Below are 12563 nucleotides of genomic sequence, written 5' to 3'. Positions count from 1 at the left end.
GGTCAGCCAGCTCCTGCGGCGAAGCGACGGCCCATCCAATCGCCCAGGTCGCGGATTTCCTCAGCGCAGACCTGGTGGGCCATCGGATAGGCATGCCAGTCGACGGCGAAGCCCAATGCACGCAGCTTCTGCGCACTGAAGTCGCCGCCCGCGTAGGGCACGACCGGATCGAACTGGCCGTGTGCCATGAACACCGGTTGCGACGGGGCCGTGGTCGTAACTTCCTTCACCAATCGCTCGACCATCGGCAGATAGGTCGACAGCGCGACGATGCCAGCCAGCGGCTGGGTGCGGCGCAACGCGGTGGCCAGGGCAATGGCGCCGCCCTGCGAGAAACCCGCCAGCAGCACGCGCGAGGCCGGAATGCCGCGCTCGGCTTCGCGCGCGATCAGCGCTTCGGTCTGCAGCACCGACATATCCACGCCGGTCTCGTCGGCGCGATTGGCGAGGTTCATGTCGCGGATGTCGTACCAGGCGCGCATGCGCACGCCGTTGTTGATCGTCACTGCGCGCACCGGCGCGTGCGGGAACACGAAGCGCAGTGCCGGCCAGTCTTTGCGTACGAGCTCGGGCACGATCGGGGCGAAGTCATGGCCATCGGCGCCCAGGCCATGCAGCCACAACACGCTCCACTGCGGGTTCGGGCCGGTTTCGTGTTCGACGGTTTCGAGAAGAGTGGTCACGGATTCATTCATGCCGGCATTGTGCGCGGCGGGAATCGGGGCTGTCATCCGATGGCGGTGTATGGATGTCGTCACCTGAGCGCCATTGCGGGCAAAGCCCGCGCTTCACCATGGTCAGCCGCGGGCGCGGCATCACTGGACAGGTACGTCGCGGGTACGGCAGGCCGGCCTGGCCACGAATCTCACCGGCTGAGACCGCCTGCTCCCAAGCTCACCCCATGCCGGGCCAGATCCGCCTGAACTTTTCAGATGCCGCCACGACCATTCAGGCCGCACCGGCCGTGGGGCGGGATAATCGCGGTGTGTCGTTCTCCAGCTCTCAACTGACAAGCTTCCATCCCGCGGTCTCGTCCTGGTTCGAGCGCACCTTCCCGGGGCCGACCGAGGCCCAGACGCTGGCGTGGCCGGCCATCCGCTCCGGCCGCAACACCCTGGTGGCCGCGCCGACCGGTTCGGGCAAGACCCTCACCGCCTTCCTTTCCGCGATCGATGCGCTGGTGCGCGAGGGACTGGCACAGGGGCTGTCCGACGAGACCCACGTCATCTACGTCTCACCGCTGAAGGCGCTATCGAACGACATCCACCTCAATCTCGAAGCGCCGCTGGAAGGCATCCGCGCGGAACTCGCCCGCCTGGGCCTGCCCGACGTCGAGATCCGCACTGCGGTGCGTACCGGCGATACGCCGCAGGGCGAACGCGCGCAGCTGCGCAAGAAGCCGCCGCACATCCTGGTCACCACGCCCGAATCGCTGTACGTGCTGCTAGGGTCGGACTCCGGCCGCGCGATGCTCGCGACCGCGAAGACCGTGATCGTCGACGAAATCCACGCCGTCGCCGCGAGCAAGCGCGGCAGCCACCTGGCGCTATCGCTGGAACGGCTGGAAGCGCTGTGCGGTCGCCGCATTACCCGCGTGGGCTTGTCGGCAACGCAGAAGCCGGTCGACGAAGTCGCGCGCTTCTTGGTTGGCGGTGCCTACGTCGATGGCGATGGCACACCGGATTGCGAGATCGTCGACATCGGCTACGCGAAACGCCGCGATCTCGCGCTCGAGCTGCCGCCCACGCCGTTGCAGGCGGTGATGTCGAACGACCAGTGGGAGCAGGTCTACTCGCGCATCGCTGAACTGGTCGAACAGCACGCGACCACGCTGGTCTTCGTCAACACCCGGCGCATGGCCGAACGCGCCGCGCGCCACCTCGGCGAACGACTGGGCAAGGAGCACGTCGCCGCGCATCACGGCAGCCTGGCCAAGGAACTGCGCCTGGATGCGGAGCAGCGCCTCAAGAGCGGGCAGCTCAAGGTGCTGGTCGCCACCGCGTCGCTGGAACTGGGCATCGACATCGGCGATGTCGACCTGGTCTGCCAGCTCGCTTCGCCGCGTGCGATCGCCGCATTTCTGCAGCGCGTGGGCCGTTCCGGCCACCACGTCGGCGGCGTGCCCAAGGGCCGGCTGTTTCCGTCTTCGCGCGACGATCTGGCCGAATGCGCGGCCTTGCTCGACTGCGTCCGGCGCAACGAACTCGATGCCCTGATCATCCCGCGCGCGCCGCTCGACGTGCTCGCGCAGCAGATCGTCGCCGAGTGCGCGATGCGCGAATGGGAAGAGGATGCGCTGTACGACTGGTTCCGCCGCGCCTGGCCATACGCGCAGCTGGCCCGCAAGGATTTCGACGCGACCGTGAAGATGCTGGCGGACGGCTTCAGCACCCGTCGGGGCGCACGCGCCGGCTACCTGCATCGCGACGCCGTGCACAAGCGCCTGCGCGGACGCACGGGCGGGCGCATGACCGCGGTGATGTCGGGCGGCACGATTCCCGACATGGCCGACTACAGCGTCATCCTCGAGCCGCAGTCACAGAACATCGGCACCATCAACGAAGACTTCGCCATCGAGAGCATCGCCGGCGACATCTTCCAGCTTGGCAATGCGAGCTACCGGATCCTGCGCGTCGAACCCGGACGCGTGCGGGTCGAGGACGCGCAGGGCGCACCACCGACGATTCCGTTCTGGCTCGGCGAAGCGCCGGGACGCAGCGACGAACTTTCACTGGGCGTATCACGCCTGCGCAGCGAGGTCGCCGCGTTGCTGGCGGTGGAATCGACCGAACCCGGCAGCGTGCGCGTCGCCCGCTATCTGCATGAGCAGATCGGCCTGGCACCCGAAGCCGCGTTGCAGCTCGCCGACTATCTCGTGCGGCAGTACGCGTCGCTGGGCGCGCTGCCGACACAGCAGACGGTCGTGCTGGAGCGCTTCTTCGACGAATCCGGCGGCACCCAGCTGATCATCCATTCGCCCTATGGCAGCCGGCTCAATCGCGCCTGGGGCCTGGCGCTGCGCAAACGCTTCTGTCGCAAGTTCAATTTCGAACTGCAGGCGGCGGCGACCGAGGACGCGATCGTGCTGTCGCTGTCCACCAGCCACAGCTTCCCGCTGATCGAAGTCGCCAAGTACCTGCATTCGGCCTCGGCCGAACATGTCCTAATCCAGGCCCTGCTCGACGCGCCGTTGTTCGGCGTGCGGTGGCGCTGGAACGCGACCACCGCGCTCGCGCTGCCGCGCTTCGTCGGCGGCAAGAAAGTGGCGCCGCAGCTGCAACGCATGAAGTCGGAGGACCTCCTGGCCACGGTGTTCCCGGATCAGGTCGCCTGCCAGGAAAACATCGTCGGCGAGCGCGAGATCCCCGATCACCCGCTGGTCGCGCAGACGCTCGACGACTGCCTGCACGAGGCGATGGATACCGACGGCTGGCTCGCGCTATTGCAGCGGATGGAGACGGGCGAGGTCGAAGTGATCGCGCGCGACCTCACCGCGCCCTCGCCGTTCGCCGCCGAAGCCTTGAATGCCCGCCCGTACGCCTTCCTCGACGACGCGCCGTTGGAGGAGCGCCGCACCCAGGCGGTGATGGCACGCCGCTACGCCGATGCCGACAGCGCCGACGATCTCGGCCGGCTGGATCCGGGCGCGATCGAAGACGTGCGCGAACAAGCCTGGCCGCAGGTGCGCAATGCCGATGAGATGCATGATGCGTTGATGGGGCTGGGGTGTGTGACGCAAGGCGAGGCAGAAGCCAACGCGTGGACGCAATGGCTGCACACGCTAGCCAAAGATCATCGGGCGACGCTCTTAAGCCCCTCTCCCCTCGGGAGAGGGGTTGGGGTGAGGGTCGGGCGAAGTGACGAAGCCGAAACCTCGCAATACGAGTTCAGTACCGCCGTTGCGATCGGCGAGGATCCCCACTCCGCCGAACCCTCATCCGTCGCTACGCGCCACCTTCTCCCGGAGGGAGAAGGGGAAAAGCTGTGGGTCGCCGCGGAACGTTTGCCACAAGCTGCAGCGCTGCACCCCGACGCGAAGCGCACCCCCACCATCCAAGCCCCCGCCGAATTCGCCCAGGAAACCTGGACCCGCGAAACCGCGCTGGTCGAACTGCTGCGCTCGCGCATGACCGGCCTGGGCCCCACACCCGCTGCCGCGCTCGCGACGGCATACGCGGTGGCGCAGACCGACGTCGACATCGCCCTGCTCACACTGGAAAGCGAGGGCTACGTGATGCGCGGCCGCTTCACGCCGCACGCGATCGAGGAGGAATGGTGCGAACGCCACCTGCTCGCCCGCATCCACCGCTACACCATCGGCAAGCTGCGCCGCGAAATCGAACCGGTGGAACCGCGCGACTTCATGCGCTTCCTGTTCGCGTGGCAGCGCGTGGCGAAGTCGGCGCGGGTGAGCGGCCCGGAAGCGCTGGCCGGTGTGCTCGCGCAGCTGGAAGGGTTCGAAGCGCCGGCCGGCGCCTGGGAAAGCGAACTGCTGCCCGCGCGCGTCAACGACTATTCGATCTCGTGGCTCGACGACCTGTGCACCGCGGGTCGCATCGCCTGGACGCGGTTGCGTGGCGCGAGTGCGGAATCCAACGCTGCCGCGCGCGCCGCACCGGTGCGTGCCACGCCCATCGTGCTGCTGCCGCGCCGGCACTTGTCGCACTGGTCACCGCTGACCGCGGCGTCGCTCGATGAGGGTCCGACGCTATCGTCGCGTGCGCAGCGCGTCGCCGATTACCTGAAGGACCACGGCGCATCCTTCTTCGACGAACTCGTCATCGGTGCGCACTTGCTGCATACCGAGCTGGAAGACGCGCTCGCCGAACTGGTCGCCCGCGGCCGCGTGACCTGCGACAGCTTCGCCGGCCTGCGCGCACTGCTGGTGCCGCAGTCGAAGCGCTCGCACGCCTTCGGACGTCGCGGCCGCCGTACCGCACTGCTCGGCATCGAGGATGCCGGGCGCTGGACGCTCACACGCCGTCATCCCCGCGCAAGCGGGGACCCAGCGCCTTTCGATGACGCCGCAAGGGCAACGCCACTGGCTTCCCGCGTTCGCGGGAATGACGGGCAAAAAGAGAAACTCGAACCCGAAAGCCTCGAACACATTGCCCGCACCCTGCTGCGCCGCTACGGCGTGGTCAGCTGGCGCCTACTCGAACGTGAAGCCGCCTGGCTGCCGGCATGGCGCGACCTGCTGCGCGTGTACCACCGCCTCGAAGCCCGTGGCGAGATCCGCGGCGGCCGCTTCATCGCGGGCCTGTCCGGCGAACAGTTCGCCCTGCCCGAGGCGATCACGGCGCTGCGCCAGATGCGCAAGCGCGCCAGCGATGGCGAATGGCTGGCCTTGTCGGCGCTCGACCCGCTCAACCTGATCGGTACCGTCGTCGCGGGCACCAAGGTTCCGCGCCAGCTCGGCGCGCGCATGCTGTGGCGCGATGGCCTGCCGGTGGCGACGCTGGTGGCAGGCGAGGTGACGTGGCTCGCGGAACTCGATGCCACCGAACAGCGCAGCGCGCACAAGGTGTTGATGCGCGAGCCGGACCTGCACGCCACCGATCTCGACCTGACCGCGACGCTGCGCGCCTGGCTCGACCACGACGCGACCGCTCCCGACGCGTAGCGCCTTGTAGAGCGGAGCTTGCTCCGCTGCTTTGCTCGCAGATTCCTGGGGGCCGCAGAACAGCAGCGGAGCAAGCTCCGCTCTACAATGCCGGCGCCCGGTGCGGCAGGCACCTTCAATCGAGGATCCGTCTCCAACCATGCATATTCTTCGCATCCTCGCGCTTCTTCTGCTGCTGGTGTATGGCCCTGCACAGGCAACTGACACCGTGCGCGAAGCTCCGGCGCGCGTCTTCGCCGCGGCCAGCCTCACCAACGCGCTCAATGACATCGCGGAGCAATGGCAGCGCGCGGGCCATCCCGCCCCCACGCTCGCGTTCGGCGCGTCGTCGGCGCTGGCCAAACAGGTCGAAGCCGGCGCGCCAGCCGACATCTTCGCCTCCGCCGACCTGAAGTGGATGGATTACGTGGACCAGCGCGGGCGCATTGACCACGGCTCGCGCGACAACCTGCTCGGCAACACGCTCGTGCTGATCGCGCCGAAAGGCCATCGCTTCCACGCGCGCATGCAATCCGGCTTCCGCATCGCCGAGGCCTTCAGCGGCAAGCTGTGCACCGGCGAACCGGGCGTAGTCCCGGTCGGCATCTACGCCAAGGAAGCGCTGGAGAAGCTGGGCTGGTGGCAGCCGCTGCAGGACCGCATCGTCGGCACCGACGACGTGCGTACCGCGCTGACCTTCGTCGAGCGCGGCGAATGCGGCGCCGGCATCGTGTATGCGACCGATGCGCGCATCAGCGACAAGGTCGAAGTGGTCGCATCGTTCCCGGCGGAGTCGCATGCGCCGATCGTGTATCCGTTCGCGCTGGTGGCGAATGCGCGCCCCGAAGCCGTCGCGTTCCTGCGCTACCTGCGCAGCCCGCAGGCGATGGCGATCTTCAAGCGCCACGGCTTCACGGTGCTGAAGCACTAATCCGGCCATGTGGCTGTCGCCAGAAGAATCCCAGGCACTGTGGCTTTCGGCCAAAGTTGCCTCGTGCGCGACGGTCATCTGTCTTCCCTTCGCGATCGCGCTGGCCTGGTGGCTGGAGCGGCGCCGCGTGCCGGGGCGGTTCCTGATTGACGCGCTGGTGCAGCTGCCGATGGTATTGCCGCCGGTGGTGCCCGGGTATCTGTTGCTGCTGCTGCTCGGCACGCAGGGCCCGCTAGGACATTGGCTCGAAGCGACTTTCGGCGTGGTCGTCGCGTTCAACTGGAAGGGCGCGGTCCTGGCTTCCGCGGTGATGGCGTTTCCGTTGATGGTGCAGCCGATCCGGCTCGCGTTCCGCCTGATCGATGCGCGCCTGGAACATGCCGCCGCGACGCTGGGCGCACGGCCCTGGCGCGTATTCGCCACAATTACCCTGCCTCTGGCGATGCCCGGCCTGATTGCGGGCTGCGTGCTGTGCTTCTCGCGCAGCCTGGGCGAATTCGGCGCAACCATGGCCTTCGTCGGCAACATCCCCGGCGAAACCCGCACCCTGCCGCTGGCGATCTATTCGCTCACCCACGTGCCCGATGGCGAAGCCGGCGCGATGCGGCTCGCCCTGCTGTCGATCGCGCTCGCGGTCGCTGCATTGCTGGTGAGCCACTGGATCAGCGCGCGCGCCGAACGCCGCCTCGGCTTCGCCGATCATCGGAGCGCACATGCTGAGCTTTGATCTCGCCTATGCGCGCGGCAGCTTCGAGCTCGGCGCATGCGCGGAGATCGCCGGTGGCGTCACCGGGATCTGCGGGCCATCGGGCTCGGGCAAGAGCACGTTGCTGCTGTTGATCGCCGGGCTGCTGAAGCCGCAGTCCGGACAGTTGCGCATGGGCGACGACGTGCTCGTCGATCGCGCGCAGCGCGTGTTCGTGCCGGCCTGGCAGCGCCACTTCGGCCTCGTGTTCCAGGACGGGCAGTTGTTTCCGCATCTGAACGTGCGCGACAACCTGCTGTACGGCCATGCACGGTTGGCGCCGGAACGGCGGCTGTTCACGCTCGACACGGTGCTGCAGTTGCTCGAGATCGGCCACCTGCTTGAACGCCGCCCCGCCCTGCTGTCCGGCGGCGAACGCCAGCGCGTCGCCCTGGGCCGCGCGCTGCTGTATTCGCCGCGCCTGCTCCTGCTCGACGAACCGCTGTCCTCGCTCGACGAGCGCCTGAAGCAGCAAATTCTGCCGTTCCTCAAGCGCGTCAAGGACGAGACCCGCATCCCGATGCTGTACGTGACGCATGCGCGGACCGAAGTCGATTTCCTCGCCGACCGCGTATTGACGATGAATCACGGCCGTCTGACCTAGCGCCGCGCCTGCGCGACGGGCGTTCCTCGCGGCGTCGGGCGAGGCCCGGCGCTACGCCTCCGGGCCGATTGCGGGATAATTGCTTCCTTCCCGCAAGCCTCCGCGGCGCCCCGTCGCGTCGCCCGCCACGTCTCCAGGCCAGATCATGAACACCCAATTCCGCAAGCCGCTCCCGGGCACGTCGCTCGACTACTTCGACGCACGCGCCGCGGTCGAAGCCCTCAAGCCCGGCGCCTGGGACACGCTGCCCTACACCGCACGCGTGCATGCGGAAAACCTGGTGCGCCGCGCCGAGCCGGCCAGGCTCAACGACTATCTGATCCAGCTGATCGAACGCCGCCGCGACCTCGACTTCCCGTGGTTCCCGGCGCGCGTGGTCTGCCACGACATCCTCGGCCAGACCGCGCTGGTTGACCTCGCCGGCCTGCGCGATGCGATCGCGGACAAGGGCGGCGATCCCGCGCAGATCAATCCGGTGGTGCCGACGCAGCTGATCGTCGACCACTCGCTCGCGGTGGAAGCGCCCGGCTTCGACAAGGGCTCCTTCGCGAAAAACCGCGCGATCGAAGACCGCCGCAACGAAGACCGTTTCCACTTCATCAACTGGACGAAGAAGGCGTTCCGCAACGTTGACGTGATCCCGCCGGGCAACGGGATCATGCACCAGATCAATCTGGAGAAGATGTCCCCGGTGATCTTCACGCAGGACGGCGTCGCCTATCCCGATACCTGCGTCGGCACCGACAGCCACACGCCGCACGTCGACGCACTGGGCGTGATCGCGATCGGCGTGGGCGGTCTGGAAGCGGAAAGCGTGATGCTCGGCCGCGCATCGTGGATGCGCCTGCCCGACATCATCGGCGTCGAGCTCACCGGCAGGCCTGCGCCTGGCATCACCGCGACCGACGTCGTGCTCGCACTGACCGAATTCCTGCGCCAATCGAAGGTCGTCGGCGCGTACCTGGAATTCCGTGGCGAAGGCGCCGCGGCGCTGACGCTGGGCGATCGCGCGACGATCTCCAACATGGCGCCCGAATACGGCGCGACCGCGGCGATGTTCTTCATCGACGACAACACGCTCGACTACCTGCGACTGACCGGTCGCGACGACGCGCAGGTCAAGCTGGTCGAGACCTATGCGAAGCAGACCGGCCTGTGGGCCGACGCACTCAAGACCGCACAGTACGAGCGCATGCTGAGCTTCGATCTGTCGACCGTGGTGCGCAACCTCGCCGGCCCGTCGAATCCGCACAAGCGCCTGCCGACCTCGGCGCTGGCCGAACGCGGCATCGCCGGCAATCTCGACGCCGCGCGCGCGCAGGAAGCCGAAGGCCTGATGCCCGACGGCGCGGTGATCATCGCCGCGATCACCAGCTGCACCAACACCAGCAACCCGCGCAACGTGATCGCCGCCGGCCTGCTCGCACGCAATGCCAACGCGCGCGGCCTCACTCGCAAGCCGTGGGTGAAGACCTCGCTCGCACCCGGTTCCAAGGCCGTGCAGCTGTATCTGGAAGAAGCCAAGCTGCTGCCGGAACTGGAGCAGCTCGGCTTCGGCATCGTCGGCTTCGCCTGCACCACCTGCAACGGCATGAGCGGCGCGCTGGATCCGCAGATCCAGAAGGAAGTGATCGAGCGCGACCTGTACGCGACCGCGGTGCTCTCGGGCAACCGCAACTTTGACGGCCGCATCCATCCCTACGCGAAGCAGGCCTTCCTCGCCTCGCCGCCGCTGGTCATCGCCTATGCCATCGCCGGCACGGTGCGCTTCGACATCGAGAAGGACGTGCTCGGCGTCGATGCGCTGGGCAATCCGGTCACGCTCAAGGACATCTGGCCGAGCGACGAGGAGATCGATGCCGTCGTCGCCGCGAGCGTGAAGCCCGACCATTTCCGCCGCGTGTACGACCCGATGTTCAAGTTCAGCGTCGAACACGGCGAGAAGATCAGCCCGCTGTACGACTGGCGCCCGATGTCGACCTACATCCGCCGCCCGCCGTACTGGGAAGGCGCGCTGGCCGGCGAACGCACGCTCAGCGGCATGCGCCCGCTCGCGGTGCTCGGCGACAACATCACCACCGATCACCTGTCGCCGTCGAACGCGATCCTGCTCGACAGCGCCGCCGGCGAATACCTGGCGAAGATGGGCCTGCCGGAAGAAGACTTCAATTCCTACGCCACCCACCGCGGCGACCACCTCACCGCGCAGCGCGCGACGTTCGCGAATCCGAAGCTGCTCAACGAGATGGTGCGCCAACCTGATGGCAGCGTGAGGCAGGGCTCGCTGGCGCGCGTCGAACCGGAAGGTGAAGTCACACGCATGTGGGAAGCGATCGAGACCTACATGCATCGCCGCCAGCCGCTGATCATCATCGCCGGCGCCGACTACGGCCAGGGTTCCTCGCGCGACTGGGCGGCGAAGGGTGTGCGTCTGGCTGGTGTGGAAGCGATCGTCGCCGAAGGCTTCGAACGCATTCACCGCACCAACCTGATCGGCATGGGCGTACTGCCGCTGGAATTCCTGCCCGGCACCAATCGCACCACGCTCGACATCGACGGCACCGAAACCTTTGACGTGATCGGTGCGCGAACTCCGCGCGCGACGCTCGCCGTGGTGATCCACCGCAAGAACGGCGAACGCGTGGAAGTGCCGGTGACCTGCCGCCTGGATACCGCCGAAGAAGTGTCGATCTATGAAGCCGGTGGCGTGCTGCAGCGCTTCGCCAACGACTTCCTCGAGTCGGCACAGGCGGCATAAGCTTTTTAGCTCGTCATTCCCGCGAACGCGGAAGCGCTTTTCAACGGCGAAGCCGGTCAACCCAACGGCTCCAGGCTGGAAGCCACGACACTGGGTCCCCGCGTTCGCGGGGATGACGAGCAGAATCAACTTCCATGACAAGGAGTAGCGAAATGCCCGGAACCGTCACCCTGCACCGCGTCCTCAAGGCCCCCGCCGAGCGCGTCTACCGCGCGTTCCTCGACCCCGACGCGATGGTGAAGTGGCTCCCGCCGCACGGCTTCACCGGCAAGATGCATTCGATGGATGCGCGCATCGGTGGCAGTTACCGCATGTCGTTCACCAACTTCGGCACCGGCAGCAGTCATTCGTTCGGCGGCACCTATCTCGAACTCGTGCCGAACGAGAAGCTTCGCTACAACGACCAGTTCGAAAATCCGGCGCTACCTGGCCAGATGGAAATCACCGTGACGTTGAAATCCGTGATGTGCGGCACCGAGCTGCATATCGTCCAGCAGGGCATCCCCGACGCGATCCCGACGGAGTTTTGCTACCTCGGCTGGCAGGAGTCGCTGAACCTGCTCGCGCAGCTGGTCGAGCCGAATATCCCAGACAATCCGTAACCACACGCGTCCGTAGGCTGGGTCAGTCTACGAGAGCCGTAAACGCCTATTCGAGCAGGAATACCAATGCCCCACGCCCCGCAGATCCGCATCCCCGCCACCTACATGCGTGGAGGCACCAGCAAGGGCGTGTTCTTCCGCCTGCACGACCTGCCCGCCGTTGCACAGGCACCGGGTCCGGCACGCGATGCGCTGCTGATGCGCGTGATCGGTTCGCCCGATCCCTACGCCAAGCACACCGACGGCATGGGTGGCGCGACATCGAGCACCAGCAAGTGCGTGATCATCTCGAAGTCCGATGTGTCCGATCACGACGTCGACTATCTCTACGGCCAGGTCTCGATCGACACCGCCTTCGTCGATTGGAGCGGCAATTGCGGCAACCTGTCCTCGGCGGTCGGTCCGTTCGCGATTGCCAACGGTCTGATCGATCCCGCCAAAGTGCCGCGCGATGGCATCGCCACGGTGCGCATCTGGCAGGCCAACATCGGCAAGACCATCGTCGCGCACGTGCCGATCACCGATGGCGAAGTGCAGGAGACCGGCGACTTCGAACTCGATGGCGTGACCTTTCCGGCCGCAGAGATCCAGTTGGAATTTGTCGATCCGGCCGATGAGGGCGAGGACGGCGGCGCGATGTTCCCGACCGGCAACCTGGTCGACGACCTGGAAGTGCCGGGCATCGGCACGTTCAAGGCGACACTGATCAACGCCGGCATTCCGACGATCTTCCTCAACGCCGCCGACCTGGGTTACACCGGCACCGAACTGCAACCGGCGATCAACGACGACAAGGCCGCGCTGGCGAAGTTCGAAACGATCCGCGCTTACGGCGGCGTGCGCATGGGCCTGATTGCCAAGGTCGAAGACGCGGCCAAGCGCCAGCACACGCCGAAGGTCGCCATCGTCGCGCCGGCACAGGACTACGTGGCGTCCAGTGGCAAACACATCGCCGCCAATGAGATCGACCTGCACGTGCGCGCGCTGTCGATGGGCAAGCTGCATCACGCGATGATGGGTACCGCGGCGGTCGCCATCGGCACCGCGGCGGCGATCCCGGGCACGCTGGTGAACCAGGCCACAGGCGGTGGTGAACGCCAGGCGGTGCGCTTCGGTCACCCTTCGGGCACGTTGCGCGTCGGCGCCGAAGTGCGCCAGGCCAATGGCGAATGGACCGTCACCAAGGCCGTGATGAGCCGCAGCGCGCGCGTGCTGATGGAAGGCGCGGTGCGCGTACCCGGCGATTCGTTCTGACCTGACCCCGATCGTCATCCCGGCGAATGCCGGAATGACGATCGTCGAAACCTTTGCAAGCCCGGAG

General features: G+C 67.1%; 8 protein-coding genes. 7 read left to right on the top strand and 1 reads right to left on the bottom strand.

Translation table 11 applies throughout. The features are described from left to right. Window positions 1-2 precede the first annotated feature (2 nt). On the bottom strand, window positions 3-695 hold the full coding sequence (locus tag ACYVGK_RS02755) for an alpha/beta hydrolase (RefSeq protein WP_460731691.1): 693 nt from the start codon (window positions 693-695) through the stop codon (window positions 3-5). Between the two features lie 206 nt (window positions 696-901). Here ACYVGK_RS02755 and ACYVGK_RS02750 point away from each other — a divergent pair, with 206 nt between their 5' ends. From ACYVGK_RS02750 to prpF, 7 genes are all read left to right on the top strand, one after another. Next, window positions 902-5623 carry a DEAD/DEAH box helicase gene (locus ACYVGK_RS02750; RefSeq protein WP_460731690.1) on the top strand — a complete coding sequence of 1574 codons (4722 nt, stop codon included), beginning with the start codon at window positions 902-904 and terminating at the stop codon, window positions 5621-5623. 139 nt (window positions 5624-5762) lie between these two features. Further along, window positions 5763-6533 (top strand): molybdate ABC transporter substrate-binding protein, encoded by a 771-nt coding sequence (gene modA, locus ACYVGK_RS02745; RefSeq protein WP_460731689.1) that lies wholly within the window; start codon window positions 5763-5765, stop codon window positions 6531-6533. Between the two features lie 7 nt (window positions 6534-6540). After that, on the top strand, window positions 6541-7260 hold the full coding sequence (modB, locus tag ACYVGK_RS02740) for a molybdate ABC transporter permease subunit (RefSeq protein ID WP_460731688.1): 720 nt from the start codon (window positions 6541-6543) through the stop codon (window positions 7258-7260). Beyond that, window positions 7247-7882 carry an ATP-binding cassette domain-containing protein gene (locus ACYVGK_RS02735; RefSeq protein WP_460731687.1) on the top strand — a complete coding sequence of 212 codons (636 nt, stop codon included), beginning with the start codon at window positions 7247-7249 and terminating at the stop codon, window positions 7880-7882. The genes modB and ACYVGK_RS02735 overlap by 14 nt, the downstream gene beginning before the upstream one ends. Before the next feature lie 145 nt (window positions 7883-8027). Continuing rightward, complete coding sequence (gene acnD / locus ACYVGK_RS02730) at window positions 8028-10640, top strand: Fe/S-dependent 2-methylisocitrate dehydratase AcnD (protein ID WP_460731686.1); 2613 nt, start codon at window positions 8028-8030, stop codon at window positions 10638-10640. A 152-nt stretch (window positions 10641-10792) separates the two neighbouring features. Continuing rightward, on the top strand, window positions 10793-11242 hold the full coding sequence (locus ACYVGK_RS02725; RefSeq protein WP_460731685.1) for an SRPBCC family protein: 450 nt from the start codon (window positions 10793-10795) through the stop codon (window positions 11240-11242). Window positions 11243-11308: 66 nt separating this feature from the next. Further along, window positions 11309-12496 (top strand): 2-methylaconitate cis-trans isomerase PrpF, encoded by a 1188-nt coding sequence (prpF, locus tag ACYVGK_RS02720; protein ID WP_460731684.1) that lies wholly within the window; start codon window positions 11309-11311, stop codon window positions 12494-12496. The last annotated feature ends 67 nt before the right edge of the window (window positions 12497-12563 follow it).

The sequence above is a fragment of the Lysobacter tyrosinilyticus genome, from assembly GCF_054779815.1.
Note: the sequence above shows the minus strand (reverse complement) of the source record. Positions and strands in the feature narration are given on the sequence as shown.